General features: G+C 70.3%; 23 protein-coding genes and 1 pseudogene. 15 read left to right on the top strand and 9 right to left on the bottom strand.

Going from position 1 to position 25,621, the window contains the following annotated elements:
- Positions 1 to 19 precede the first annotated feature (19 nt).
- A complete protein-coding gene (locus DQP57_RS03060; protein WP_112631589.1) occupies positions 20 to 706 on the top strand; it encodes an Rv0518 family GDSL lipase in 687 nt (228 codons plus the stop codon).
- A 258-nt stretch (positions 707 to 964) separates the two neighbouring features.
- Here DQP57_RS03060 and DQP57_RS03055 read toward each other — a convergent pair whose 3' ends face one another.
- Entirely contained in the window at positions 965 to 3,088 is a 2,124-nt protein-coding gene (locus DQP57_RS03055; RefSeq protein WP_112631588.1) for an acyltransferase family protein, read from the bottom strand.
- Between the two features lie 51 nt (positions 3,089 to 3,139).
- On the bottom strand, positions 3,140 to 4,003 hold the full coding sequence (locus tag DQP57_RS03050; protein WP_205869015.1) for an alpha/beta hydrolase-fold protein: 864 nt from the start codon (positions 4,001 to 4,003) through the stop codon (positions 3,140 to 3,142).
- A 445-nt stretch (positions 4,004 to 4,448) separates the two neighbouring features.
- Between DQP57_RS03050 and DQP57_RS03045 the strand changes: the two genes are divergently transcribed.
- From DQP57_RS03045 to DQP57_RS03035, 3 genes are read left to right on the top strand one after another with little or no spacing between them, the layout of a single operon-like run.
- On the top strand, positions 4,449 to 5,594 hold the full coding sequence (locus DQP57_RS03045; protein WP_112631586.1) for an LLM class flavin-dependent oxidoreductase: 1,146 nt from the start codon (positions 4,449 to 4,451) through the stop codon (positions 5,592 to 5,594).
- 6 nt (positions 5,595 to 5,600) lie between these two features.
- Positions 5,601 to 6,956 (top strand): MFS transporter, encoded by a 1,356-nt coding sequence (locus tag DQP57_RS03040; RefSeq protein WP_112631585.1) that lies wholly within the window; start codon positions 5,601 to 5,603, stop codon positions 6,954 to 6,956.
- 42 nt (positions 6,957 to 6,998) lie between these two features.
- Positions 6,999 to 8,357, top strand: a complete 1,359-nt coding sequence (locus tag DQP57_RS03035) for an amino acid permease (protein ID WP_112631584.1) — start codon at positions 6,999 to 7,001, stop codon at positions 8,355 to 8,357.
- A 50-nt stretch (positions 8,358 to 8,407) separates the two neighbouring features.
- Here DQP57_RS03035 and DQP57_RS03030 read toward each other — a convergent pair whose 3' ends face one another.
- From DQP57_RS03030 to DQP57_RS03020, 3 genes are read right to left on the bottom strand one after another with little or no spacing between them, the layout of a single operon-like run.
- Positions 8,408 to 9,328, bottom strand: coding sequence for a ketopantoate reductase family protein (locus DQP57_RS03030; protein ID WP_112631583.1), 921 nt, complete (start codon positions 9,326 to 9,328; stop codon positions 8,408 to 8,410).
- Positions 9,329 to 9,341: 13 nt separating this feature from the next.
- On the bottom strand, positions 9,342 to 10,514 hold the full coding sequence (locus DQP57_RS03025; RefSeq protein ID WP_165821740.1) for an enolase C-terminal domain-like protein: 1,173 nt from the start codon (positions 10,512 to 10,514) through the stop codon (positions 9,342 to 9,344).
- 10 nt (positions 10,515 to 10,524) lie between these two features.
- Positions 10,525 to 10,920, bottom strand: coding sequence for a nitroreductase family deazaflavin-dependent oxidoreductase (locus DQP57_RS03020; RefSeq protein WP_112631581.1), 396 nt, complete (start codon positions 10,918 to 10,920; stop codon positions 10,525 to 10,527).
- A 197-nt stretch (positions 10,921 to 11,117) separates the two neighbouring features.
- Between DQP57_RS03020 and hemL the strand changes: the two genes are divergently transcribed.
- The 7 genes from hemL to DQP57_RS02985 all read left to right on the top strand — a co-directional run bounded on the left by hemL (position 11,118) and on the right by DQP57_RS02985 (position 18,555).
- Positions 11,118 to 12,467 carry a glutamate-1-semialdehyde 2,1-aminomutase gene (hemL, locus tag DQP57_RS03015; protein ID WP_112631580.1) on the top strand — a complete coding sequence of 450 codons (1,350 nt, stop codon included), beginning with the start codon at positions 11,118 to 11,120 and terminating at the stop codon, positions 12,465 to 12,467.
- Positions 12,467 to 13,075, top strand: coding sequence for a histidine phosphatase family protein (locus DQP57_RS03010; RefSeq protein ID WP_112631579.1), 609 nt, complete (start codon positions 12,467 to 12,469; stop codon positions 13,073 to 13,075). The genes hemL and DQP57_RS03010 overlap by 1 nt, the downstream gene beginning before the upstream one ends.
- A gap of 70 nt (positions 13,076 to 13,145) precedes the next feature.
- Positions 13,146 to 13,733 carry a TlpA disulfide reductase family protein gene (locus DQP57_RS03005; RefSeq protein WP_165821745.1) on the top strand — a complete coding sequence of 196 codons (588 nt, stop codon included), beginning with the start codon at positions 13,146 to 13,148 and terminating at the stop codon, positions 13,731 to 13,733.
- Positions 13,730 to 14,509: a cytochrome c biogenesis CcdA family protein gene (locus DQP57_RS03000; protein WP_112631577.1), complete on the top strand. Its 780-nt coding sequence runs from the start codon at positions 13,730 to 13,732 to the stop codon at positions 14,507 to 14,509. Before DQP57_RS03005 ends, DQP57_RS03000 begins: the two co-directional genes overlap by 4 nt.
- Positions 14,510 to 14,556: 47 nt before the next feature.
- Positions 14,557 to 16,206, top strand: a complete 1,650-nt coding sequence (locus tag DQP57_RS02995; RefSeq protein ID WP_165821744.1) for a cytochrome c biogenesis protein ResB — start codon at positions 14,557 to 14,559, stop codon at positions 16,204 to 16,206.
- A complete protein-coding gene (gene ccsB / locus DQP57_RS02990) occupies positions 16,203 to 17,186 on the top strand; it encodes a c-type cytochrome biogenesis protein CcsB (RefSeq protein ID WP_112631573.1) in 984 nt (327 codons plus the stop codon). The genes DQP57_RS02995 and ccsB overlap by 4 nt, the downstream gene beginning before the upstream one ends.
- Before the next feature lie 61 nt (positions 17,187 to 17,247).
- Positions 17,248 to 18,555: a MinD/ParA family ATP-binding protein gene (locus DQP57_RS02985; protein WP_112631571.1), complete on the top strand. Its 1,308-nt coding sequence runs from the start codon at positions 17,248 to 17,250 to the stop codon at positions 18,553 to 18,555.
- On the opposite strand, the gene DQP57_RS02980 is transcribed toward DQP57_RS02985, so the two are convergent.
- Positions 18,552 to 18,713 carry a hypothetical protein gene (locus DQP57_RS02980; RefSeq protein WP_085977768.1) on the bottom strand — a complete coding sequence of 54 codons (162 nt, stop codon included), beginning with the start codon at positions 18,711 to 18,713 and terminating at the stop codon, positions 18,552 to 18,554. The genes DQP57_RS02985 and DQP57_RS02980 overlap by 4 nt on opposite strands.
- A gap of 46 nt (positions 18,714 to 18,759) precedes the next feature.
- Between DQP57_RS02980 and DQP57_RS02975 the strand changes: the two genes are divergently transcribed.
- On the top strand, positions 18,760 to 19,143 hold the full coding sequence (locus DQP57_RS02975; RefSeq protein WP_430917771.1) for a DUF4229 domain-containing protein: 384 nt from the start codon (positions 18,760 to 18,762) through the stop codon (positions 19,141 to 19,143).
- Here the strand turns inward: DQP57_RS02975 and DQP57_RS02970 are convergent.
- Entirely contained in the window at positions 19,140 to 20,147 is a 1,008-nt protein-coding gene (locus DQP57_RS02970; protein WP_112631569.1) for a beta-ketoacyl-ACP synthase III, read from the bottom strand. The two genes, DQP57_RS02975 and DQP57_RS02970, sit on opposite strands and share 4 nt — an antisense overlap.
- A gap of 97 nt (positions 20,148 to 20,244) precedes the next feature.
- On the bottom strand, positions 20,245 to 21,117 hold the full coding sequence (locus tag DQP57_RS02965) for a 1,4-dihydroxy-2-naphthoate polyprenyltransferase (protein WP_112631726.1): 873 nt from the start codon (positions 21,115 to 21,117) through the stop codon (positions 20,245 to 20,247).
- A gap of 83 nt (positions 21,118 to 21,200) precedes the next feature.
- On the opposite strand from DQP57_RS02965, the gene DQP57_RS02960 reads away from it, so the two are divergent.
- Positions 21,201 to 21,977: an S-methyl-5'-thioadenosine phosphorylase gene (locus tag DQP57_RS02960; protein WP_240631659.1), complete on the top strand. Its 777-nt coding sequence runs from the start codon at positions 21,201 to 21,203 to the stop codon at positions 21,975 to 21,977.
- The gene (locus tag DQP57_RS02955) at positions 21,974 to 23,002 is read left to right on the top strand and encodes an NAD-dependent epimerase/dehydratase family protein (protein ID WP_112631566.1); all 1,029 of its coding nucleotides are present in this window, start codon (positions 21,974 to 21,976) and stop codon (positions 23,000 to 23,002) included. Before DQP57_RS02960 ends, DQP57_RS02955 begins: the two co-directional genes overlap by 4 nt.
- A 3-nt stretch (positions 23,003 to 23,005) precedes the next feature.
- Here DQP57_RS02955 and DQP57_RS02950 read toward each other — a convergent pair whose 3' ends face one another.
- Positions 23,006 to 24,724 (bottom strand): hypothetical protein, encoded by a 1,719-nt coding sequence (locus tag DQP57_RS02950; RefSeq protein ID WP_112631565.1) that lies wholly within the window; start codon positions 24,722 to 24,724, stop codon positions 23,006 to 23,008.
- A gap of 309 nt (positions 24,725 to 25,033) precedes the next feature.
- Between DQP57_RS02950 and DQP57_RS02945 the strand changes: the two are divergent.
- Positions 25,034 to 25,621 (top strand): annotated as a pseudogene (locus DQP57_RS02945) (hypothetical protein); the annotation flags it as partial.

Raw genomic sequence — 25,621 nt, 5'->3', positions numbered from 1 at the left:
GTTGACAGTGGAGGTGAGAGTGAGTCGTCTGGCCACCTTTCTCATTGGGGTGAGTTTTCTGGCGGGCGTAGGCTTGGCATACCCGGCGCAGGTGCGCACCTACGAGACACTGACGCTCGACTTCCGGCTGAATCATGTGGCGGTGGTGGGGGATTCGTATACCACCGGAACCGATGAGGGCGGTCTGGGCTCTCGATCGTGGACGTCGCGCGCTTTTCAGGTGCTCGGCTCACGCGGTTCGCGGATCTCGGGCAGCGTGGCGGCCGAAGGCCGGGCCGGTTACGGCACGCCCGGGGACCACGGCAGCATCTTCGAGGATCTGACCCCCAGGGCGGTGCAGCCCGATGACGCGCTGGTGGTCTTCTTCGGCTCCCGCAACGACCAAGGGGTCGATCCCGGGTACCTGACCGAAAAAACGCACGCCGCTTTGGATCTGGCGCGCCGGCTGGCGCCGGCGGCGCGGCTGCTGGTGATCGGTCCGCCCTGGCCGACCGCCGACGTCCCGCCCTCGATGTTCTTGATCCGCGACATTCTCGGCGCTGCGGCCGGGGCGGCGGGGGCGACGTTCATCGATCCGATCGCCGAACACTGGTTCGTCGGCCGGCCCGATTTGATCGGTGCGGACGGCGTGCATCCCAATGACGCGGGGCATCAGTACATGGCGGACAAGATCGCTCCGCTGATACGCACGCAGCTGTCGACCTGACTCGGATGTGGCGGGCGGCTTGCCGGGCAGGCTGAACCCGCGAGGACACAGCGACTTTGGCCCAGACGTGGGGCTCAGTCGTCCGCGTGCCGCTCGTAGTCCCAGCGCTCCAAGCGGTCCTGCACATGCAGGAAGCCGATTCCGGCGAAGGGCGCGGCTACTGCGATGCAGACCAGCAACAGCGGAGACATGACCCTAAGACCTCCAAAAACCCTTCACTGATTTGACGTTGGTCAGCCATGAGAAGTTCATTGCTTTTCACCCGTTCGTCAGTGCGCGGTCCGCGAGTGCACCTAAAAGCGGTGCCACCAACTGCGCGTACTCGGTTGTCACGTGGTTGTCGTCGCGGAAAACCAGGGTGTTGCCGACGACGATCGGGCACCGGTCGGGGGTGCAGAACATGTCGGTCAGGTCGGCGTAGTGGCCACCGCTGCGGGCCGTCACCGCCTGTTCTGCGGCGATCCCGTCGCCATCCACCGCGGCGACTTTCGTTGGCGTACAGGCAGTTACGTCGTCAAGGTGGGCGGACAGGCAGGCCGGCGCGGACGAATGCGGGTCGGGTGCCGGCCCGAGCACCAGGACGGTCGCGCCGGTGCCGCGCAGCTGCGCCACGGTGCGTCCGAGGGTGTCGATCCACGCCGGGTCGTAGGAGGTGAAGCCGAAGTCTCCGCCGTAGCGGCGGCTCATGTCCAGCACGATCAGGCGTGGGTGTTCGGCGTTCATCCGGCCCATGATCTGGGCGCGCCACTGTTCGCATTCGGTGTACTCGCGCCCCAGATACGGGCTGACGATGTGCAGGTCCTGCAGGGGGCAGGTCACCTTGGCCAGCGTCTCCAGTCGCCAGTGCCGTTGCTCGGCGAGCTGCTCGAACGCGGGATTCCACATGGCGGCGTGCGAGTCGCCGATCAGGGCGACGGTGGTCGGCGAGGCGGTGTCGCCGGTCGCGCATTCGCTTTGCCCGACATCGCGCCAGGACCGCACGCAGCCGTTGACGAACACCGCGGCCTTGTCGGCGGGCGCCTTGGCCAGCGGCGGGTCCAGGTTCGACGGGACCGCCCGCAGGCCGACGGCCGCCGCCAACGCCACCCGAGCCTGGTCGAAGGCCTGACGGACCGCCGCTTCCTGCGGGCTGACGGCGGGCACGCTGGCCGGAGGAGTGGCGATGATGTTGGCGCGGGGAGCGGCCACCCCGTGGCCCACCGGCGCCGGTATCACGTTGAGCAGCAACATGCATGCGCACGCGGTGGCGGCACTCGCGCCGCCCGCCACCACCAGGCTGACTTTCGCCGACCGGCGCAGCGCGGCGGCGAAGCGGCCGGGATTTTCCACCAAGTGCAGCGTGATGACGGCGAGCCCGGCCGAGACGGCTGTCGCGCTCAGCCGGGCCGGTAGCCCCGCGGGCTCGCCGAGCAGCGCCGGCATCAGCAGCAGCACCGGCCAGTGCCACAGATACCAGGAGTAGGAGATCCGGCCGATCGCGCGCATCGCCGGGCGGCACAGCAGGCGGCCGGGCCCGAGCCCGCCCGTGACGGCGCCGCCGCCGAGGATCAGCGCGGTGCCCAGCACCGGCAACAGCGCCTCGGTGCCGGGATAGGGGGTGTGGGAGTTGAGCTGGGTGCAGGTCAGCAGGATCAACGCCAGCCCGCCCCACCCGACGATCGCCGCCGTTCGCAGCGACAGGCGCCGCCACTGCTGGATCGACAGGGCCACCAGGCCGCCGGCCGCCAGCTCCCAGGCGCGGGTGGGCAGCGAGAAGAACGCCCACGACGGCGAGGTGCGGGTCCACACCGCGCCCGCCGTCAACGACGCCGCCGCCACCACCGCGAGGACCACCGCGTACGGTGTGGCGCGCGTCGCGGCCGCGCGAACGCGTGGAATGCGACGCAGCGCCCAGGCCGTGGCGATGATGAGCAGCGGCCACAGCAGGTAGAACTGCTCCTCCACGCCCAACGACCAGTAGTGCTGGAACGGCGACGGCGCGTCGGCGGTCAGGTAGTCGGTGCCGCGCAGGGCGAACCGGTAGTTGCCGACGTACAGGGCGCTGGCGATGCCGTCGAGAAACACGCTGCGCGCCTGCAGCGGCGGCAGCACCGCGGCCGCGGCGATCGCCGTGATGGTGCCGACGATCGCCGCGGCCGGCAACAGCCGTCGGGCACGCGCACCGTAAAACCGGCCCAGCGCAACGGTATTCGTGGCGCTCGCCTCGCGAAACAGCAACCCGGTGATGAGGAAGCCGGAGATGACGAAGAAGACGTCCACGCCGATGTAGCCGCCGGTGACGCCCGGGACGCCGGCGTGGTAGAGCACCACGGCGATCACCGCGACGGCGCGCAATCCCTCGATGTCGGGCCGGAATCCCCTTCGGGAGGTCCGCCGCTCCACCTGTTGTGGGCTGCTGGCGACCGATCGCTCCCGAAGTGTCATCTGCGTGGGCTAGGTCGCCATCCAGGCCAGCTCGCCGGGCAGTTGACTTCGCCAGAAGGCGATGTCATGGCCGCCCAGCGAGAAGCTGCCCGCCGGTGGGGTCTTCAACTGGTAGACGAATTGCTTTGTGGCGAAATAGAAGCGGTCGAAGTTGCCGCAGTCCACCCGCAGCGGAATCGCATTCAGCGCCGGCAGCCCCAGCACACTGTTCTGCACGAAGTCGTCGTTGCTGTCGAACGCCCCGGGGGCGCTGGTCGCATACGAGGTGTACAGCGCCGGGCTGATCGCGCAGATGCCGGCGGTGCGCGCGGGCCCCAGCTTGGCGCCCAGGCGAAGCGCCCCGTAGCCACCCATCGACCACCCCATGAAGCCGACCCGGGAGGTGTCGAAACCCATCGTGGAGAGCATCGGCAGCAACTCGTCGAGCACCATGGCGCCGGAGTCCTCACCGGAAGTCCGTTTGTGCCAATAGGTGTTGCCGCCGTCGACGCCGACCACCGCGAACGGCGGCCTGCCCTCCTTGACCAGCTGGGCCAGCGCGTCCGGGACGCCCATGTCGAGCATCTGGTTGGCGTCGCCGTCCACGCCGTGCAGGGCGATGACGGGACGCAGCATCCCGGTCTGACCCGGCGGCACCGCGATCACGTAGTTGGTCTTGATGCCACCCCGGGCGGCGGAGACGAACGAACCGGTCAGCTTGGTCGGCAGGGTCTTGCCCGCCGTGGGCGGCTCGAACGGCGCGGGAGCCTGCGGCAACGTCGCGGCGCGCGACGGGCCGGGGGCCAGCAGGGAGCTGAACGCGAGCACGCCGGCGGCTCCGAGGGTGCCACCGGCGCCCATCCGGAGCACCGCTCGGCGCGTGAGGTCAGGCATGATCGCAATGATGCCGCGCTGACCGGGGATTACCCGCCGAGCCACGCCGTATTGGAAGCATTGTGTGATCCGGCGTGACCTTCCGGTCACGAAGCGGTGATCTTTTTCGCGTGTCGGGTCCGCGCCGGCCGGGGCGATCGTGGCGCCGGGTTGCGGCCTCGCTCGGGGTCGTTGTCATCGTAGCGCCGATGTCGCCGATTGCCGCCGGCCGAATCATTGCGATCGTATTGCCTTCTGGGACAGCCCAGATGCGGTGCGCGCGCGGCGTCGATCCGGTGCCTCCAGGTCGGCGTCCCAGCGTCCGGTGCCGCGGGCCGCCGTGCCGATCGCGGTGTCCGGACGGGGATGCAATCTCGCAGGTTTCAACCCTCGCCTCCCGGCGGCGATTTCAGCAGGATGGGCGATTGCTGCACAGGGCGAAAGCGGAGCGAAAGAGGATTGTGAAGTGAGTCTCGCGTTTCATTGGTTTCTGCCGACCTACGGCGATTCGCGCAATCTCGTGGCGGGTGGGCACGGCACGCCGATGTCGGGCAACCGGCCCGCGACACTGAAATACCTGCACCAGATCTGTACGGCCGCCGAAGACAATGGTTTCGAAGCGGTCCTCACGCCGACGGGATTGTGGTGTGAGGACGCGTGGTTGACCACCGCGATGCTGGTCGAATCGACCGAGACCCTGAAATTCCTGGTCGCGTTCCGTCCCGGGATGCTGAGTCCCACCCTGGCCGCCCAGATGGCCGGGACCTTCCAGCGGCACTCGGACGGGCGGCTGCTGCTTAATGTCGTCACCGGCGGTGAACCGCACGAGCAGCGCGCCTACGGCGACTTCCTGGACAAACAGGCCCGGTATGCCCGCACCGCCGAGTTCTTGCACGTGGTGCGCCAACTGTGGACCGCCAACGAGCCGGTGACCTTCACCGGCGAACACATTCAGGTCGAGGGTGCGCAACTGAACAACCCGCCCGACCCGATACCGGCGGTGTTCTTCGGTGGATCCTCGGCATCCGCCGGACCGGTCGCGGCCAAACACGCCGACGTGTACCTCACCTGGGGCGAACCGCTGACCGCGGTCGCCAAGAAGCTGGACTGGATTCGCGGGCTGGCCGTCGACGCAGGCCGAATCCTGCAGTACGGCTTGCGGATTCATGTGATCAGCCGAGATACATCCGCCGAGGCGTGGGCCGAGGCCGATAGGTTGCTGTCCGCGATCGACCCGGCCGACATCGAGCGGGTGCAACACAGCCTGGCGCGCAGCGAATCCGAAGGCCAGCGCCGCATGCGGGAGCTGCACGGCGGTGACAGCAGCAGATTGCTGGTCGCGCCCAACCTGTGGGCCGGGGTCGGCCTGGTCCGTGGGGGAGCGGGCACCGCCCTGGTCGGATCGCACGCCGAGGTCGCCGAAAGGCTGTCCGAATACGCCAAATTGGGCATCTCCCACTTCATCTTGTCGGGATATCCGCATCTGGAAGAGGCCTACTGGTTCGGCGAGGGCGTGCTGCCGATTCTGGAGCGAATGGGGTTGTGGCGCCACCCCAATCGCCAGTCGCACCCGGTCGCGGGAACGCCGTTCGCGATCGCCTCGGCGCACTAACGGGTCATGGCAGCCATCCTGCCCGCGTCCGCGCCCGCCGGCCGGGCGCCCGACGCGGACCCGCCTTTGCATGAATCCACCGAGCAGCGGCGCCGCCGGTTGCGCATCGTGGTCGCGGCGAGCCTGCTGGGCACCACGGTCGAGTGGTACGACTTCTTCCTGTACGCCACCGCGGCCGGCCTGGTATTCAACAAGGTGTTCTTCCCCAACGAGAGTTCCTTGGTGGGAACGCTTTTGGCGTTCGCAACCTTCGCCGTCGGGTTCGTCATGCGGCCCATCGGGGGACTGGTGTTCGGCCACATCGGCGACCGGATCGGCCGCAAGCGCAGCCTGGCGCTGACCATGCTCATCATGGGCGGCGCGACGGCGCTGATCGGGGCGTTGCCGACCGCCGCCCAGATCGGGGTGTGGGCGCCGGTGCTGCTGCTCGCCCTGCGGGTGCTGCAGGGTTTCGCGCTCGGCGGCGAGTGGGGCGGCGCGGTGCTGCTGGCCGTCGAACACAGCCCCGGCGACCGGCGCGGCCGCTACGGGGCCATTCCGCAAGTCGGGTTGGCTCTGGGGCTGGCCTTGGGCACCGGCGTGTTCGCCTTCCTGCAGGTTGTCCTGGGCCAGACGCGTTTTCTGTCCTACGGCTGGCGCATCGGCTTCCTGCTGAGCGTGCTGCTGGTGGCGATCGGTGTGGTGGTGCGGCTGCGGGTCGAAGAGACCCCGGCGTTCCGTGAGTTGGGCGAGCTCGAGGCGGCGTCCACCGTCCCCATCCGGGAGATCGTCCGTGAACCCCGATCCCGGCGAAACACCTTGCTGGGGTTGTTGTCTCGCTGGGCGGAGGGTTCGGCGTTCAACACCTGGGGCGTCTTCGCAATCAGCTACGCCAGCGGCGCCCTGGGCTTCGACAAGGTCTCGGTTCTGGTCGTGGTGACGATCGCAGCCCTGCTGATGGCGGTGCTGCTGCCCGTGTCGGGAGCATTGACCGACCGGTATGGCGCACGCCGGGTGTATCTGGTCGGTGTCGCCCTCTACGGCGTGGCGGCCTTTCCGGCGTTCGCCTTGTTCGGCACCAGGAACTTGGTCTGGTTCGGGCTGGCGATGGTCCTGGTGTTCGGTGTCGTGCACGCGGTGTTCTACGGCGCCCAGGGCACCCTGTACTCGTCGCTGTATCCCACCGGCACCCGCTACACCGGTTTGTCGTTCGTCTACCAGTTCTCCGGGGTGTACGCGTCCGGGGTGACGCCGATGATTCTCACCTCGCTGATCGCGGCCGTCGGCGGTGCGCCGTGGCTGGCCTGCGGGTATCTGGTTGCCACGGCGGTGATCAGCGTGATCGCCACGGCGCTGATCCGCGATCGCGACCTCTACCTGTAGGTCGTTGTTGCTGCGGGCACCAAAGCCCGCTAGCGTCCGGGCATGGCTAGCAATACGCAACTGCGCCAAGGACTGTCGCAGCGGCAACTCGGCATGATCGCCCTCGGCGGCGTGATCGGCGCCGGCTTGTTCGTCGGATCCGGAGTGGTGATCAAGGACACCGGGCCGGCCGCGTTCCTCACCTACGCGCTGTGCGGTCTGCTCATCGTGCTGGTGATGCGGATGCTGGGCGAGATGGCTGCCGCGAACCCCTCGACCGGATCCTTCGCCGACTATGCGGCCAAGGCCCTGGGCGGCTGGGCGGGATTCTCGGTCGCGTGGCTGTATTGGTACTTCTGGGTGATCGTGGTGGGCTTCGAGGCGGTTGCCGGCGGCAAGGTGCTCAACTACTGGTTCCACGCACCGCTATGGCTGCTGTCGTTGTGCCTGATGGTGTTGATGACGGCCACCAACCTGTTCTCCGTGTCGTCCTTCGGCGAATTCGAATTCTGGTTCGCCGGAATCAAAGTCGCGACCATCGTGATCTTTCTGGTCGTGGGAACGGTGTACGTGCTGGGACTGGTGCCGGGACATCGCGGCGGTCTGGCCAATCTGGAGTCGCACGGCGGGTTCTTTCCGCATGGCGTCGGCGCGGTGTTCGCCGCCATCGTGGTGGTGATCTTCTCGATGGTGGGCGCCGAGATCGTCACCGTCGCGGCCGCGGAAAGCCGCGACCCGCAGCTCGCGGTCCAGAGGGCGACCCGATCGGTGGTGGCGCGCATCGGGATCTTCTTCGTCGGTTCGGTCTTCCTGCTCGTGGCGCTGTTGCCGTGGGACTCCGTGGAACTCGGTGCCTCGCCGTACGTGGCGGCGCTCAAACACATGGGGCTCGCCGGTGCGGATCAGGTGATGAACGCGGTGGTGTTGACCGCGGTCCTGTCCTGCCTGAACTCCGGTCTCTACACCGCGTCGCGGATGCTGTTCGTGCTCGCCGAGCGGGGCGAGGCGCCGATGCGGTTGGTCAGATTGAGCGGGCGCGGCGTTCCCCACGTCGCGATCCTGTGTTCGTCGGCCGTCGGATTCGGATGCGTCATCATGGCGCGGGTCGCGCCCAACACGGTGTTCTTGTTCCTGCTCAACTCGTCGGGCGCCATCGTCTTGTTCGTCTACTGGCTGATCGCCTGCTCGCAGATCATCCTGCGCCGCCGCACACCCGCCGAAAAACTGACGGTGAAAATGTGGTGCTACCCGGTGCTGTCGATGCTCACGCTGGCCGGAATCACCGCCGTGCTGGTGCAAATGGCGTTCGACCACACCGCGCGCAGCCAGCTATGGCTCAGCCTGCTGTCCTGGGCGGTGGTGATCGGCCTGTACTTCCTTGCCCGCTCCCGCGGCCGCATCCGGGTCGCTTCGGGGGATTAGGGTCCTCCCCGCGCCGGTGTGGCCCTTAGCGGTCCGGGCCGCGGCAAAGCTCAGCTGCGCCACTGCCGTTCGATCGACTTGATCAGCGCGGTCAGCGTCGCGTTCACCGGCGCCGCAACCCCGACCCGGGCGCCCTGATGGGGCACCGCGCCGTTGATGACGTCGATCTCGCTCACCCGGCGCGCCTCGTGGTCCAGCAGCGCCGACGGTTTCGCGTCGGGCATCTGCGCGCCGAACGCGCGGACGTGTGCGACGGGGTCGGCGACGGCGATGGCGATGCCCGACGCCCGCGCGACGGTCCACGCCTCCGTGGCGGCGGCCTGGCTGACCGGCGCCATCTCGGGGTCGTCCATCACCTGCCCGACAGTCATGCCGGTGAGCGCGCACGGCGCGCTGTAGGCGGCGTTGCAGATCAGCTTCTCCCACTGCATGGCGGCGATGTCGGTGACCGCGGCCGCGTCGAATCCGGCTTCGGTCCACGCCCTCGCGATCGTTTCGACCGCCGCGAGCGGCAGCGACGAGTACGCCCCGAACCGCATGGCCTTCATGGCGTTGTGGCGCACGTGCCCGGGCGCCACGGTGGCCGCGCCGAAACCGCTGGCGATGCCGACAACGACCCGCTGGTGGCCGACGACGCCGGCCACGGTCTCCGCCGAGCCCAGGCCGTTCTGGATGGTCAGCACCGGCGTGGCTGCCTCCAGCATCGGAAGCGCTTGCTGCGCACCGGTTGTCACGTCGGCCGCCTTCACGGCGAGCACGATCAGATCCATCGCCTCGGCAGGGGCGGTGGTGCTCGCCCGCAGCGGCACCACCTGGTCGTAACCGGGGCCGGTGACCCGCAGCCCGTGCCGGGCGATCTGATCGATGCTCGGCTGGTAGCGGTCGATGGCCAGCACGTCGTTGCCCGCCGCGGCCAGCCTGGCCGCGTAGATGGAACCCATTGCGCCGCAGCCGATTACCGCAATCTTCATCCGCACTCTCCCGTCAGGTGGTCAGCTCGGCGATCAGGTCGGCCAGGCCGGTCTTCTGTTCGAGCCCGAACCCGGCTGCGTCGGTCGGAGAGATCCGGCCGGCCGTCGGCGCGCAGGCCTCGGGGTAACCGCCGAACGGCGCGAACACGCCGGGATAGGCCTCACAGCCGCCGAGGCCCAACCCCGCCGCGACGTGCAGGTTGATCAGGTGACCGCCGTGCGGGAACGCGAAGGCGCGATCGAACCCGTGGGCCGCCGCGACGTCGAGCATCCGGAGGTATTCGGTCAACCCGTAGCTCAGGCCCGGATCCATCTGGAAGACATCATGATTGGGCCGCATCCCGCCATAGCGCACCAGATTGGTCACCTCCGGCACCGAGAACAGGTTTTCACCGGTGGCCACCGCGCCGTCGTAGCACTCCGTCACCGCCCGGTTCAGCGCGTAATCCAGCGGATCGCCCGGCTCTTCGTACCAGCGCAGCCCGTAGGGAGCCAGCGCGGCCGCCCACCGGGTGGCCTCGTCCCGGTCGAAGCGGCCGTTCGCGTCCACCGCGACCCGGCCCGCGTCGCCCACGACATCGATGACGGCCTCGATCCGCTCGAGATCCTCGCCCAGCGGGGCGCCGCCGATCTTCATCTTGACCGCGTCATAGCCCGCGTCGAGATACCCGCGCATTTCCCGGCGCAGCTGTTCGACACCGCCCTGGGCGTAGTAGTAGCCGCCGGCGGCGTACACCGGCACCGACGGCGCCGGCGTCCGTCCGGCGTGGCGGGCGATGGTCACGCAGACCGGCTCGTCGCGCAGTTTCGCGTTCAGATCCCAGCAGGCCAGTTCCAGGGCGGCGGCGGCCGCGGCCCGGTCCCCGTGGCCGCCGGGCTTCTCGTCGGCCACGGCGCACGCCAAAACCGCGGCGGGATCCACACATCCGGAGCCGTGCAGCAGCTCGTCGGGGCGGGCCGCCAGCACCCGCGGGATCATCCGGTCGCGCAGGATCCCGCCCTGGGCAAACCGCCCGATCGAATCGAACGCCACGCCCACCACCGGCCGTCCGCGCCGGATCACGTCGGTGATCACCGCGACCAGTGAGACGGTGTGGTGGGAGAAGTCGACCACCGCGTTGGCGGGCCCGCCGCGCCGACCGCCGTCCAGGCCGACCGATCGTTCGACGATCGACGTGATCCGCATCACCCGGTAGTCAGGAAGTCCGGGTGAGCAACACCGCCTGCTCGAACGGCAGCCTCGCGAAAACCGGTCGCATCCTGCGTGTTACGTGCGCCGCGGCCTCGTCCTTGGTGACCACGCGCGGATCGGCGATGCCGAATTCCTTGGCCTTGGTGCGCAGTCGGCCGCCGCCCGCGGCTTTCAGGTTCTTCAGCCAATCCCGGTCGGGGCCATAGGTCAGCAGGATGGCCACCCCGGGTTTGCCCTCGACAGTGATGTTGAACACCGTGACCGGTGTGCGGTACGGCTTGCCCGAGCGCCGCCCGACGTGCTCGACGATCCCGAACGGCGGGAGCCACCCGGCCCACATCCGCTGAATCGGGTTCGTGACGTGCCGGTTGAACCGGGCAAGCCCTTGTGGGAATTGCATACGGCTATCCAACTCGCGGCGCAGGGCCAGGACAACCCACTTGTCGGCGCGGCCGCGCGCCGCCAGTTCATCGCGGCGCGGGAAGCCGGCGGGCAGGACGCCGAGTAACCGGCCACCGGGACCGCCTCGGCTTCGTTCAGCACGGTCTGCTACACCCTGTAGTGGAATGTCGCGCGCGGGCTGGGACACTGGTCGTCATGGGAAGCAGTGATCAGGCGACCGTGCACGCCGCCGGGGCCCGCCGGGCTACGGCGGCCTCGGCCCGGTTGTTCGAGGATGCCTGCGCCGTCATTCCCGGTGGGGTGAACTCCCCGGTCCGCGCGTTCACCGCGGTGGGCGGGACGCCGCCGTTCATCACCGACGCCCGTGGGTGCCTGCTGACCGACGCCGACGGCAACCGCTACGTGGACCTGGTCTGCTCGTGGGGGCCGATGATCCTGGGGCATGCGCACCCGGCCGTCGTCGAGGCGGTGGCCAAGGCGGCCGCGTCGGGTCTGTCGTTCGGGGCGCCCACGCCGGCCGAGAGCGAGCTGGCCGCCGAGATGATCGGGCGGGTGGCGCCGGTCGAACGAATCCGGCTGGTGAACTCCGGCACCGAGGCCACCATGAGCGCGGTGCGACTGGCCCGCGGCTTCACCGGCCGGGCCAAGGTCGTCAAGTTCTCCGGCTGCTACCACGGCCACGTCGACGCGTTGCTCGCCGACGCCGGCTCCGGGGTGGCGACGCTGGGGTTGCCGTCCTCGCCCGGAGTCACCGGTGCGACGGCGGCCGACACAATCGTGTTGCCCTACAACGACATCGACGCCGTACGACAGACGTTCACCCGGTTCGGTGATCAGATCGCGGCGGTGATCACCGAGGCCAGCCCCGGCAACATGGGCGTGGTCCCACCCGCGCCCGGTTACAACGCGGCGCTGCGTGCGATCACCGCCGAGCACGACGCGCTGCTGATCATCGACGAGGTGATGACCGGCTTCCGGGTCAGCCGAAGTGGTTGGTATGGAATCGATCCCGTCGACGCCGACCTGTTCACCTTCGGCAAGGTGATGAGCGGCGGGCTGCCGGCCGCCGCGTTCGGTGGGCGCGCCGAGGTGATGGAGCGGCTCGCGCCGCTGGGCCCGGTCTATCAGGCCGGCACGCTGTCGGGGAACCCGGTCGCGATGGCCGCCGGGCTGGCGACCCTGCGCAGCGCCGACGCCGCCGCGTATGCGGCCCTGGACGCCAACGCCGATCGCCTGGCCGGGCTGTTCTCCGATGCGCTGACGAATGCCGGTGTGCCGCATCAGATTCCGCGTGCCGGCAACATGCTGAGCGTGTTCTTCTCCGAGGCGCCGGTGACGGACTTCGCGTCCGCGCGGACCACCCAGACCTGGCGCTACCCGCCGTTCTTCCACGCCCTGCTGGACGCGGGCGTGTACCCACCGTGCAGCGCGTTCGAGGCGTGGTTCGTCTCGACCGCGCTGGACGACGCCGCGTTCGACCGCATCGCCGACGCGCTGCCCGCCGCGGCCAGGGCCGCCGCGCAAGCACAGGAGGGCAAGTCCTGATGGCCGAGCGCACCCGGGTGCACGTCGTGCGGCACGGCGAGGTGTACAACCCGACCGGCATCCTCTATGGCCGGCTGCCCGGGTTCCACCTCTCGGAGAACGGCCGGGCGCAGGCGGCCGCGGTGGCCGACGCGCTGGCTCACCGCGACATCGTCGCCGTGATCGCTTCGCCGCTGCAGCGGGCCCAGGAGACCGCCGCGCCCATCGCCGCCGCGCACGGGCTGGCCGTGGACACCGACCCGGACCTCATCGAATCGGCCAACTTCTTCCAGGGCCGCCGCGTCAGCCCGGGCGACGGCGCCTGGCGCGACCCGCGGGTGTGGTGGCAACTGCGCAACCCCTTCCGGCCGTCCTGGGGCGAGCCGTACGCCGAGATCGCGGCCCGGATGCAGACGGCGGTGGACAAGGCCCGCGCCCGTGCCGCCGGCCACGAGGTGGTGTGCGTCAGCCACCAACTCCCGGTGTGGACGCTGCGGCTGCACGTGACCGGCCGCCGGCTGTGGCACGACCCGCGGCGGCGGCAGTGCGGGCTCGCGTCGGTGACCACCCTGGTCTACGACGGCGACCGGCTTCTCGACGTCGAGTACTGCGAACCGGCGGCGCCTTGATCGCGCGCCGACGACGATGCAGAGCGAAGCGATGAGGAGGAGTGGCGCCTTGGCCCTGCGACCACAGGCGATGGCCGGGGTGGTGCTGGCGGCGCTGCTGCCGGCCCTGCTCGGCGGCTGCTCCGCCGGGCACGACGCCGTCGCCCAGGGCGGCACCTTCGAATTCGTCTCGCCCGGCGGCAAGACCGACATCTACTACGACCCGCCGTCGCGCCGGGGCCGCCCCGGGCCGCTGTCCGGCCCCGACCTGGCCGACCCCGCGCACACGCTCTCGCTGGACGACCCGATCTTCGCGGGCCGGGTCGTGGTCATCAACATCTGGGGCCAGTGGTGCGGCCCGTGCCGCGCCGAGGTCACCCAGCTGCAGCAGGTGTATGACGCCACCCGCGGCGCCGGGGTGTCCTTCCTCGGCATCGACGTCCGGGACAACAACCGGCAGGCGGCGCTGGATTTCGTCAACGACCGCCAGGTGACGTTCCCGTCCATCTACGACCCGGCGATGCGCACCCTGATCGCGTTCGGCGGCAAATACCCGACGACGGTGATCCCGTCCACGCTGGTCCTGGACCGTCAGCACCGCGTCGCGGCGGTCTTCCTGCGCGAACTGCTGGCGACCGACCTGCGGCCGGTGGTGCAGCGGATGGCCCAAGAACAATGACCGGATTCACCCAGATCGCCGCCGCCGGACCGCTTCTGGTGGCCCTCGGTGTGTGCCTGCTGGCGGGGCTGGTGTCCTTCGCCTCGCCGTGCGTGGTGCCGCTGGTGCCCGGCTACCTGTCCTACCTGGCCGCGGTCGTCGGGGTGGACGAACAGCCGCCGGCCGGTGCAACCAAGGCCCCACCGGGCGCCCGGTGGCGGGTCGCGGGGTCCGCGGCGTTGTTCGTCGCCGGGTTCACCACGGTGTTCGTGCTGGGCACCGTCGCCGTCCTCGGCATGACGACCACACTGATCACCAACCAACTGCTGCTGCAGCGGGCCGGGGGCGTGCTGACCATCGTCATGGGCCTGGTGTTCGTGGGCCTCATCCCGGCCCTGCAACGCCAGGCCCGGTTCAGTCCGCGGCAGCTGACTACGGTCGTCGGCGCGCCGGTGCTGGGCGCGGTGTTCGCGTTGGGCTGGACGCCGTGCCTGGGTCCGACGCTGGCCGGCGTGATCACCGTCGCCTCGGCCACCGACGGCGCCAGCGTGGCGCGCGGCATCGTGTTGGTGATCGCGTACTGCCTGGGGCTGGGCATCCCGTTCGTGCTGCTGGCGTTCGGCTCGGCGGGCGCGGTCGGCGGACTGGGCTGGCTGCGCCGGCACACCAGGGCCATCCAGATCTTCGGCGGCGTCCTGCTGATCACGGTCGGCGCGCTGCTGGTCACCGGGGTGTGGAACGACTTCGTCTCGTGGCTGCGGGACGCGTTCGTGTCCGACGTGAGGTTGCCGATTTGAGGCGCCTTCTCGCCGTGGCCCGCAACACCTGGCGCGCGCTGACCTCGATGGGCACCGCGCTGGTGCTGTTGTTCCTGCTCGCCCTCGGCGCCATCCCGGGCGCGCTGCTGCCGCAGCGCAGCCTCAACGCCGGCAAGGTCGATGACTACCTGAAGGCGCACCCGGTGATCGGCCCGTGGCTGGATCGGGTGCAGGCGTTCAACGTCTTCTCCAGCTTCTGGTTCACCGCCATCTACGTGCTGCTGTTCGTGTCCCTGGTCGGCTGCCTCACCCCGCGGATGATCGAGCACGTCCGCAGCCTGCGGGCCACCCCGGTGGCCGCCCCGCGCAACCTGGCCCGGCTGCCCAAGCACCACAGTCAGCAGATCCAGGCCGGCGCCGAGGAACTGAACAGCCTGGCCAACACGCTGGTCGCACGGCTGCGCGGCTGGCGCACCGCCATCCGGCACCGCGACGGCGACGAGGGGGGCGGCCCGGACGTCGTGGAGGTGTCCGCCGAGAAGGGCTACCTGCGCGAATTCGGCAACATCGTCTTCCACTTCTCGCTGCTGGGGCTGCTGGTCGCGGTGGCCGTCGGCAAGCTGTTCGGCTACGAGGGCAACGTCATCGTCATCGCCGACGGCGGACCCGGCTTCTGCTCGGCCTCACCGGCCGCGTTCGACTCGTTCCGGGCCGGCAACACCGTCGACGGCACGTCGCTGCACCCGCTGTGCATCCGGGTCGACGACTTCACGGCCCACTACCTGCCCTCGGGGCAGGCCACCTCGTTCGCCGCGCACATCGCCTACCAGTCCGGCGACGACCTGACCGCCAACCAGTGGCGGCGTTACCGGCTCGAGGTCAACCACCCGCTGCGGCTCGGCGGCGACCGGGTGTACCTGCAGGGGCACGGCTACGCGCCCACCTTCAGCGTCACCTTCCCGGACGGGCAGATCCGCACGTCGACCGTGCAGTGGCGGCCCGACAACCCGCAGACCCTGCTCTCGTCGGGCGTGATGCGCATCGACCCGCCCGCCGGCAGCTACGCAGGCGCCGCCGAACGCCGCAACCACGAAATCGCCATCCAGGGCCTGCTGGCGCCGACCGAGCAGCTCGACGGCACGCTGTTGTCGTCGCGCTTCCCGGCCCTGGACGCCCCGGCGGTGGCCGTCGACATCTACCGGGGCGACACCGGTCTGGACACCGGGCGGCCCCAGTCGCTGTTCACCCTGGACCCCCGCCTGATCGAGCAGCACCGGCTGACCAAGGAGAAGCGGGTCAATCTGCGTGCGGGACAGTCGGTGCGGATCGAGGCGGGGCCGGCCGCGGGCACGGTGGTCCGCTTCGACGGCGCCGTGCCGTTCGTCAACCTGCAGGTCTCGCACGACCCGGGCCAGACCTGGGTGCTCGTCTTCGCGATCACGATGATGGGCGGTCTGGTGGTGTCGCTGCTGGTGCGCCGCCGCAGGGTGTGGGTCCGTCTGACGCCCGACGCCGGCGGGTCGCCCGGTACGGTGAACGTCGAACTGGGTGGCCTGGCGCGCACCGACAACTCCGGCTGGGGCGACGAGTTCGAGCGACTGTCCGATCGGCTGTCCCCCGCAAGCGGGAGGTACCCCCGGACCGGGCTACAAGGCGCCGGCGCCGCGCCCACCGCGTCGGACGGCGACGCGACACCCGCTGCGTCCAAAAGGAGTTCTGAGGTGGACGTCAAATGAATACGGTGCACGTCAACATCGAGCTGGCCCGCTACTCCGACTGGGCGTTCACGTCCGCGGTGGTCGCGCTGGTGATCGCGCTGCTGTTGCTGGCCTTCGAGCTGGCCTACGCCGGCGGGCGCCGCGCCGATCAGCGCGCCCGGGTGCTGGCCGGCGCCGTCAGCGCCGATTCCGCCACCCCCGGCGTGGTGGAAGAGGCAACCCAGCGCCCGATCGACGAGCGCGTCGGTCGGTCCGGGCTGGCCGTGGTGTACCTGGGCATCGGACTGCTGCTGGGCTGCCTGGTGCTGCGCGGCCTGGCCACCCTGCGGGTGCCGTGGGGCAACATGTACGAATTCATCAACCTGACGTGCCTGTGCGGGTTGATCGCGGGGGCGGTCGTGCTGCGCCGCCCGCAATACCGGCCGCTGTGGGTTTTCCTGCTGCTGCCGGTGCTGATCCTGCTGACGGTGTCCGGTCGCTGGCTCTACACCAATGCCGCGCCGGTGATGCCCGCCCTGCAGTCCTACTGGCTGCCCATCCACGTGTCGGTGGTCAGCCTGGGGTCGGGGGTCTTCCTGGTCGCCGGCATCGCCAGCATCCTGTTCCTGCTGCGCACGTCGCCGCTGGCGGACCCCGACCGCGGGACGCACAGCGCGCTGAGCCGGCTGGTGCAACGGTTCCCCGACGCGCAGACGCTGGACCGCATCGCCTACCGGACGACGATTTTCGCCTTTCCGGTGTTCGGTTTCGGCGTCATTTTCGGGGCCATCTGGGCCGAGGAAGCGTGGGGCCGATATTGGGGCTGGGATCCCAAGGAGACGGTGTCTTTTGTCGCCTGGGTGATTTACGCCGCCTACCTGCACGCCAGGTCGACCGCGGGATGGCGGGACCGCAAGGCCGCCTGGATCAATGTGGCGGGGTTCGTGGCCATGGTCTTCAATCTGTTCTTCGTTAACCTGGTCACTGTCGGCCTGCATTCGTATGCGGGCGTCGGGTGACGGTGCACAACCGGCCCGAATAGGAACGAAACGGGAAAAACGCACGACAAGGGGGAGTGCAGTGACCGAGCATCCAACGACGGGCGTGGGGGCGCCCGAACAACCGACCACCCAGATTCCCCCGCAGACGCCGTCGGCGACGGACCAGCCGGAGGCCGCCCCACCGCAGGCCGACTCCGGCGGTGACGCCCCCACCCGTGCCTTCGCCGGATTCCGCACCGAACGCCGCGTCCCCGGTCCCGAACGTCAGCCCGCCGCGCCGCCCCCGGCGCCCAGGCCGGGCGGGATGCCGCCCTGGGACGCCACGCCGGTGACCGGCATCCCGCGCGTCGACCCGACGGCGTACGGCGCCTACTACACCGGCCCGGACGCGCCGCCGACCCAGATCAAGGGGGTGCCGCAGCGTCCCGAGCGCCTGCCGCACACCCCGTATCCGGAACTGTCCACCGGCATGTTGCTGCGGCCGGTCGCCCCACCGCCCTCCGACGGATGGCGGCTGCTGCTGTTCAAGCTGTCCGGCGGGCTGATCAACCTGGGCGAGAGCCCGCGGGCCACCCGGTACAACAACCTGGTCGCCCAGGTGAACCGGCCCCTGCGGGGTTCCTACCGGGTGGCGTTCCTGTCGCTCAAGGGCGGCGTCGGCAAGACCACGATCGCCGCGACGCTGGGCGCCACCTTCGCCTCGATCCGCGGTGACCGGGTGGTGGCCGTGGACGCCAACCCCGACCGCGGCACGCTGAGCCAGAAGATCCCGCTGGAGACGGCCGCGACGGTGCGCCAGCTGCTGCACGACGCCGGAACCATCGAGCGGTACAGCGATGTGCGCCGCTACACCTCCAAGGGGCCGAGCGGCCTGGAGGTGCTGGCGTCCGAGACGGACCCCGCCGTATCCGAGGCGTTCAGCGCGCAGGACTACGAGCGGATCCTCGACATCCTGGAACGGTTCTACGGCCTGGTGCTCACCGACTGCGGGCCCGGGTTGCTGCACTCGGTGATGAGCTCGGTGCTGCAGAAGGCGGACGCGCTCATCGTGGTCAGCTCGGCGTCCATCGACGGCGCCCGCAGCGCCTCGGCGACGCTGGACTGGCTGGACGCCCACGGCCACGAGAACCTGGTCCGCAACTCCATCGCGGTCATCAACGGGGTGAAGTCTCGCCCGGGCAAGGTCGACATGAACAAGGTGATCGACCACTTCTCCCGGCGCTGCCGGGCGGTTCAGCTGGTGCCGTTCGACCCGCACCTCGAAGAGGGCGCCGAGATCGAATTGGACCGGCTACGGCGCGGGACGCGCGAAGCGCTCACCGAGCTGGCCGCCGTCGTCGCCGACGGATTCCCCGGCGACCAGCACAACCCGGGAGTGCTGGGTTAGCGCGGGTTGTTGTCGCCGTGACCCAACCGCCGCAAGAAATCCGGATCGTCGTCGGGCCCGATGACGCGCGTCTTCGGCCGATGGGCCTGCGATCGCGCAGCACGCCAGCCAACGTAGATCAGCGTCCCCAAAATCACGACGAGCAGCAGGTAGAGCACGCAACACCTCCTGTGGGCGAATATACCCGCGCCGTAGGCTCAGCCTGTGTCACACGAAGCTAGCGACGACAGCACCGGGAACGCACCGAACGAGGGCGCGGCGCCACGCGCCGAAAACCGCGTCGCCGTGCCCGTGTTGGCGTACATGGCGGCGCGGGTGCTGCTGGCGGCCGCGCTCACCGGCGTGATCTACGGGGTGGCCCGCCTGGCGGGCATCAGCCAGTTCCCGATCGTGGTGGCCGTGCTGTTCGCGCTGATCATCGCGATGCCGCTGGGCATCTGGGTGTTCGCCCCGCTGCGCCGCCGGGCCACCGCCGCGCTCGCGATCGCCGGGGAACGACGCCGCCGGGAGCGCGAACTGCTCCAGGCCCGGCTGCACGGCGACGCGCCACCCGACGGGGGCGGCGACCAAGAATCAGGGCGCGGTTAGCCGCTCGGCAGCCGGACGACCTGGGCCGCGTAGCTCAGGCCCGCGCCGTAACCGAGCAGCAGGGCCAGGTCGCCGGCCTTGGCCGCGCCGGTCGCCAGCAATTCGGCCATCGCCAGCGGGATGGACGCGGCGGAGGTGTTCCCGGTGTGCTCGATGTCGTTGGCCACGACCGCTTCCGGGCGCAGATCGAGGCTCTTGGCCAGCACCTCGTTGATCCGGCTGTTGGCCTGGTGCGGCAGGAACACGTCGATCTCGTCGGGCCGCACACCCGCCGCGTCCATCGCCTGCCGGCCGACCTTGCCCATCTCGAACGCCGCCCACCGGAACACCGCGCTGCCTTCGAGGCGCAGGTACGGGCGCTCGCCGGTGCGGTTGTCCAGGAAGTCGATCCACTCGATGTCCTGTCGGATGGCGGAGGCGTGCGCGCCGTCGCTGCCCCACACGGTGGGTCCGATGCCCTGGTCGGGTGTCTCGCCCACCACCACCCCGGCCGCGCCGTCGGCGAAGATGAAGCAGTTGCTCCGGTCCGTCATGTCCACGGTGCAGGACAGCTTCTCCGAACCGAGCACCAACACCTTGGCGGCCGTCCCGCCGCGAATCATGTCGGCCGCCACGCCCAGCGCGTAGCCGAAGCCCGCGCAGCCCGCCGAGATGTCGAAGGCGGGCACGCCGGTGGCACCCAACGCCGTCGCGACCGCCGGCGCGCACGGCGGGGTCTGGGTGAAATGGGTGCTGGTGGCGACGAGGACGCAATCGATGTCGGATGGCTCGAGGGACGCCTTGGTGATCGCCTCCAGCCCGGCCTCGGTGGCCATGGAGGTGACGGATTCGTCGCGCCTGGCGAACCGGCGGGTCTTGATCCCGGTCCGCGTGAAGATCCACTCGTCGGACGAGTCGATGTTCTCGCAGAGCTCGTCGTTGGTGACCACCCGCTCGGGGCGGTATGACCCCACGCTGAGCAAGCCGATGTTCGTGGGCCCGCTGGTCGCGGCAATCTGGTTCATTGCGGTCCTCCGCTATCGCCGAGCAGACGCAAAGGTACCCCAGAAGCGCCGCGCTCGGGGGTCTTTGCCCGCACTGTGGGTAGCCCTTGCCTCGTCGTTAGGTAGCCACGGCCAACGCCGTTGCGACCGCGATCGCCCACACCACCATCGCCAGCCCGGTGTCGCGCAACACCGGGATCAGCTCCGGCCCGCCGCGACCGGCGCGCACCGGCGCCGCCGCCCGCAGGGCCAGCGGTGTGGCCACCAATCCAACGGCGCACCACGGCGTCGCCACCATGAGCACCAGGGTCAACACCCCGGCGGTCCCCAGCAGCGCCTGATACAGCATCCGCGTGCGGGCATCGCCCAGCCGCACCGCCAGCGTGATCTTGCCCGAGCGCGCGTCGGTCGGAATGTCCCGCAGGTTGTTGGCCACCAGCACCGAGGAGGACAACGCCCCGATCGACACCGCCAGCACCAGCCCCACCCAGTCCACCCGCAGCGCCTGGGTGTACTGGGTGCCCAGCACGGCGACGAGCCCGAAGAACAGGAACACCGCGATCTCGCCAAAACCGGCGTAGCCGTAGGGTTTCGACCCGCCGGTGTACAGCCACGCCCCGGCGATGCAGGCCGCGCCCACCGCGATCAGCCACGGCGCGCTGCACAGCGCCAGCGCGAGGCCGGCCAGCGCGCCGACGGTCAGGCTGGTGACCGCGGCGGCCAGCACCGCGCGCGGCGCCGCCAGCCGCGAGCCGACCAGGCGCACCGGCCCGGCCCGGTCGTCGTCGGTGCCACGGATGCCGTCGGAGTAGTCGTTGGCGTAGTTGACGCCGATGGTGAGCGCGAGCGCGACGGCCAGCGCCAGCAACGCCTTCCACCACACCGCGGACCCCAGCCACGCCGCCGCCCCGGTGCCCGCGACCACCGGCGCGACCGCGTTGGGCAACGTCCGCGGCCGCGCACCCGAAATCCACTGCCCGAAATTGGCCACACGAACATCCTGCCAGGACGCGGGCCGCGGCCCGCGCGCCCGCACCGGCGATCGCCGGAGGCGTCATGCACCACAATGGTCGGATGCTCGGAGTCATCGGCGGCAGCGGCTTCTACACCTTCTTCGGATCCGACACCCACGACGTCACCGTCGACACTCCCTACGGGCCGCCCAGCGCCCCGGTCACCGTCGGCGCCATCGGCGACCACGAGGTGGCCTTCCTGCCCCGCCACGGCGCCAAGCACGAATTCTCCGCGCACACCGTGCCGTATCGGGCCAACATGTGGGCGCTGCGCAAGCTCGGCGTGCGGCGGGTGCTCGCGCCGTGCGCGGTGGGCAGCCTCAACCCCGAACTCGGCCCGGGCGCCGTCGTGGTGCCCGACCAGCTCGTCGACCGCACCCGCGGCCGCGCCGACACCTATTTCGACTCCGGCGGCATCCACGTCGACTTCGCCGACCCGTACTGCCCGGCGCTGCGCGACGCGGTCACCGGCCTGCCCGACGTCGTCGACGGCGGCACCATGGTGGTGATCCAGGGACCGCGCTTTTCCACCCGCGCCGAAAGCCGGTGGTTCGCCTCGGCCGGTTTCTCGCTGGTGAACATGACCGGCTATCCCGAGGCGGTGCTCGCCCGTGAACTCGAAATGTGCTACGCGGCAATCGCTTTGGTGACCGACCTGGATGCCGGGGTGAACGCGGGCGAGGGCGTGAAGACGGTCGACGTGTTCGCGCAATTCGAGAAGAACGTCGAAGTGTTCAAGACGCTGGTGCGCCAGGCGATCGCCCGGGTCGCCGCCGAGCGCAGCTGCACGCACTGCCTGCCGCACGCGGGCGTCACCTTGCCCATCGAGCTGCCGTGAGGGTGCTGCTGACCGGGGCGGCCGGGTTCATCGGGTCGCGGGTGGACGCCGCGCTGCGGGCGGCCGGACACGAGGTGGTCGCCCTGGACGCGTTGCTGCCCGCCGCGCACGGCCCGAATGCGGTGCTGCCGCGGGGATGTCACCGCGTCGACGTGCGCGACGCCGACGCGCTGGCACCCCTGCTGGCGGGCGTGGACGTGGTGTGCCATCAGGCGGCGATGGTGGGTGCGGGCGTGGACGCCGCCGACGCCCCCGCCTACGGCGGCCACAACGACCTGGCCACCACGGTCCTGCTGGCCCAGATGTTCGCCGCCGGGGTGCGCCGCCTGGTGCTGGCCTCGTCGATGGTGGTCTACGGGCAGGGGAGCTATCACTGCGAGCGGCACGGGCCCGTGGATCCGCTGCCGCGGCGGCGCGCCGACCTCGACGCCGGGGCCTTCGAGCACCGCTGCCCGCTCGGCGGGGAGGAACTGGACTGGCGCCTGGTCGGCGAGGACGCCTGCCTGCGGCCGCGAAGTCTCTACGCCGCCAGCAAGACCGCCCAAGAGCATTACGCCCTGGCCTGGGCGGAGGCCACGGGCGCCTCGGTGGTGGCGCTGCGCTACCACAACGTCTACGGTCCGGGCATGCCGCGCGACACCCCCTACTCCGGGGTGGCGGCCATCTTCCGCTCGGCGCTGGAAAAGGGCGATCCGCCAAGGGTTTTCGAAGACGGCGGCCAGATGCGCGATTTCGTCCACGTCGACGACGTGGCCGCCGCCAACGTCGCGGCCATGCAGCGACGCGAGGGGTTCACCGCGGTCAATGTGTGCTCGGGACAACCCATTTCGATTTTGGAGGTGGCCGGCGCGCTGTGCGACGCACGCGGCGGCTCGCTGTCCCCGGTGGTCACCGGACAGTACCGCAGCGGCGACGTGCGCCACATCGTCGCCGACCCGTCCCGGGCCGCCGAGGTGCTGGGGTTCCGTGCGGCCGTCACGCCCGGGGACGGGCTGCGTGAATTCGCGTTCGCGCCCCTGCGGTGAGCGCTAGCCCTGCGGCGGACGGTAGATCTGCGGCTTCTGCGCGGCGATCTGCCGCGTTCCGGTGTCGTCGCCGCGGAAGATCCGGGGCCCGCCCGCCAGCGGCGGGATCTCGGTGGTCGGCGGTTCGTGGTCGGCGCCGGCGCCGCTGGGGATGCGGGTGGTCGCCGCGGCCGACGGTCCCGCCACGTGGGGGACGGGGACCCGGGTGGTCGGTGCCGCCGCGTTCGCCGCGGCGGCGCGCCGGCGGGCGGCGCGGCGGGCCAGCCGCCGACCGCGCAACTGCCCGGTGACGATGGCCGCCACCAGGATGCCCAGCGCCAGGCCGCACAACGTCACGTCGAACGTGCTGGTGATCTGCTGGGCCAGGTTGTTGCCGTAAACCGGGTGCAGCGCAGGCGAATTGGGCGAGTCCGCGAACCGCGGCGCCAGCTCGACGCCCACGATCACGCGGGCGACGCTGAGCGCGGCGACCAGCCCGCACAGCGACGTGACCATCCGCGCCGACATTGTGGCCAGCCTGCGGCGCAGCCAGAACGCCAGCACCGCCGTGATGAGATCGAACGCGGCCAGCACGATGCTGTCGTACCGGGAGAACGGGTAATTCAGAATCACGCCGACGACCAGGTCGGTGATCCGCATCGCCACCGACCCCACGCACCAGATGGCGATCAGCAGCAAGCCATTTCGGGCGGTCTCGCGCCACGCGGATTCCTCCGTCGTCGAAGCGTTGCGGTGCCCGAACAGCGCCCGCGGCGCGAACAGCGCCGCCCCGGCCGCCCACGCCAGGTAGCCCTCGAACCCGACTCCGGCGGTGGACGTGTTCTGCGCGATGCCGTGGAACGCGTCGAGGTCACGACCGGCGGGCAAGAACCACACCAGGATCCCGGCGGCCAGCGTCGAGGCGCCGAGGGCGGTGATGGTCAGCCGGCTCGCCCGGGCGCTGCGCAGCAGCCACCTGGAGGCGACCAGGACCGCGACCAATGCCACCACGCCATACACCACCGCGGTCACGATCACCGCGATGTTCTGCTTGCCGAATTCCTGCGCGCCGCCGGTGCTTTGCAGGGCGTACCGCACCCGCCAGTACAGGTTGAAACCGAAGCTGAGCACCGCCGCGATCATCGACAGCGCGCCGATGACCCGCGCCGATCTGTGCCAGCCGGTGGACTCGTCGCCCGCCGGAACCGGTCCGGCCAGTGCGCCGGCCGGCACCGCCTGGGCGCTCAACAGCGCGCCGGCGACCCCGGCCCACGCGCCCGGACCGACGCCGCCCGGCACGTTGACCGTGCCGCCCAGGCGGACGGTCTCGTACGCGTCGAACACCACGAAGCCGAGCACCAGCAGCAGGTAGGGGACGTTGAGCGCCAGGCGAAGCCGGGCGGCCCGCGCGGGGTTGAACCGCGCGCCGCTCGAGCGCCAGGAACCCGCCAGGGCGACGGCGGCGACGGCCAGCACCGTCACCGCGATCAACACCGCGGCCCAGGTCGCGCTGCTGTTCGGGATTCCCAGGCCGAAGTAGAGGTTCCACGGCAGGAACAGCGCGAGCACCAGCAGCACCACCGCGGCCAGGTCGCCGGCGACGTGCCGGTAGCGCCCGCTCGCCGCGGGAGCCGGCACGCCGCCACCCGTGGCGTGTGGGCGGATGATGCGGGTCGCCGGCGCCTGCTCGTCCTGACCGCGGATGGGGCCGGTAGGCGTGTCGTCGCTGCTCTGGCTCACCATGCCCCCAGGGATTCAAGGACCGACATTCGTGGCGCAGTTTCGGGTGTTCGGCCGGGAATCACCCCGCCGAGCCAAGTGCACTGCTCGCTTGCGAACATATTCTCCGTTCGGATGCCGTGGCAGTGGCTGGGAGCGACCGCTGGGGCGGAGACGATTCCGCGGCGACCGTCCTGTCGTTCGAAAAGCTGGTTACGCTGCGCTAGTAGGCAAAGCCTGTCGCCTGAGTGACTGACACTGCCAACGGTATCGCAAGTGTAGTGATGCCGGGACATGCTGGTTGCGGGGTAGCCAGGGTGAAGGAGAAGCGGGATGGACGTCGTTTTGGGGGTCGCGGTCACCGGCCCCGTCGCCCGCTTGGCGCTCGTCGGGCCGGGCGCGCAGGGGGAGGTGATCGACCAATCCGTCGTCGACCTCGCCGGCAATCCGATCGGGACGCTGACCGAGACCGTGGTCGGCACGAACCGGCTGCTGGCCGACGAGAACCACCGGCTGGTCGGCACCCGGGTGTGCTGGACCGACCACCCCGCCGCCGACCGGTTGCGGCGGGCCCTGGAGGATTCCGGCGTCCACAACGTGGCGGTGCTCTCGGAGTCGCAGGCGGTGGCCGCCCTGATGCGCGCGGCCGGGCGACCGGGCGCGGCGCTGGTGATGGATGAGGCGACGGCCACGCTGTCGATGGTGGGTTCGGGCGACGGCGATCCTGACGCGCCGCCGACCGTGCTGGCCACCCAGCCGCTGGCCGAAGCCCCCGGCGGCGATGCGACCGCCGCGTTCCACACCATGATGGCCAGCCTCGGCGCCCACCAGGACGCCCCGCAGGACGTGTATCTGCTGGGCGCCTCGCCGGATCTGAACCGGGTCGCCGACGAGCTTCGCGACGGCTCGACCATGCGCGTG

The sequence above is a fragment of the Mycobacterium colombiense genome (assembly GCF_003284935.1).
Taxonomy (GTDB): domain Bacteria; phylum Actinomycetota; class Actinomycetes; order Mycobacteriales; family Mycobacteriaceae; genus Mycobacterium; species Mycobacterium arosiense_A.
Note: the sequence above shows the minus strand (reverse complement) of the source record. Positions and strands in the feature narration are given on the sequence as shown.

What these genes read in the sequence shown, in the direction of transcription:
- DQP57_RS03050 (WP_205869015.1), bottom strand. Translation starts at nt 4,003, where the DNA reads ATGCCTGACCTCACGCGCCGAGCGGTGCTCCGGATGGGCGCCGGTGGC.
- DQP57_RS03040 (WP_112631585.1), top strand. Translation starts at nt 5,601, where the DNA reads ATGGCAGCCATCCTGCCCGCGTCCGCGCCCGCCGGCCGGGCGCCCGAC.
- DQP57_RS03035 (WP_112631584.1), top strand. Translation starts at nt 6,999, where the DNA reads ATGGCTAGCAATACGCAACTGCGCCAAGGACTGTCGCAGCGGCAACTC.
- DQP57_RS03030 (WP_112631583.1), bottom strand. Translation starts at nt 9,328, where the DNA reads ATGAAGATTGCGGTAATCGGCTGCGGCGCAATGGGTTCCATCTACGCG.
- DQP57_RS03025 (WP_165821740.1), bottom strand. Translation starts at nt 10,514, where the DNA reads ATGCGGATCACGTCGATCGTCGAACGATCGGTCGGCCTGGACGGCGGT.
- DQP57_RS03020 (WP_112631581.1), bottom strand. Translation starts at nt 10,920, where the DNA reads ATGCAATTCCCACAAGGGCTTGCCCGGTTCAACCGGCACGTCACGAAC.
- hemL (WP_112631580.1), top strand. Translation starts at nt 11,118, where the DNA reads ATGGGAAGCAGTGATCAGGCGACCGTGCACGCCGCCGGGGCCCGCCGG.
- DQP57_RS03010 (WP_112631579.1), top strand. Translation starts at nt 12,467, where the DNA reads ATGGCCGAGCGCACCCGGGTGCACGTCGTGCGGCACGGCGAGGTGTAC.
- DQP57_RS03005 (WP_165821745.1), top strand. Translation starts at nt 13,146, where the DNA reads ATGGCCGGGGTGGTGCTGGCGGCGCTGCTGCCGGCCCTGCTCGGCGGC.
- DQP57_RS03000 (WP_112631577.1), top strand. Translation starts at nt 13,730, where the DNA reads ATGACCGGATTCACCCAGATCGCCGCCGCCGGACCGCTTCTGGTGGCC.
- DQP57_RS02995 (WP_165821744.1), top strand. Translation starts at nt 14,557, where the DNA reads ATGGGCACCGCGCTGGTGCTGTTGTTCCTGCTCGCCCTCGGCGCCATC.
- ccsB (WP_112631573.1), top strand. Translation starts at nt 16,203, where the DNA reads ATGAATACGGTGCACGTCAACATCGAGCTGGCCCGCTACTCCGACTGG.
- DQP57_RS02970 (WP_112631569.1), bottom strand. Translation starts at nt 20,147, where the DNA reads ATGAACCAGATTGCCGCGACCAGCGGGCCCACGAACATCGGCTTGCTC.
- DQP57_RS02960 (WP_240631659.1), top strand. Translation starts at nt 21,201, where the DNA reads ATGCTCGGAGTCATCGGCGGCAGCGGCTTCTACACCTTCTTCGGATCC.
- DQP57_RS02950 (WP_112631565.1), bottom strand. Translation starts at nt 24,724, where the DNA reads ATGGTGAGCCAGAGCAGCGACGACACGCCTACCGGCCCCATCCGCGGT.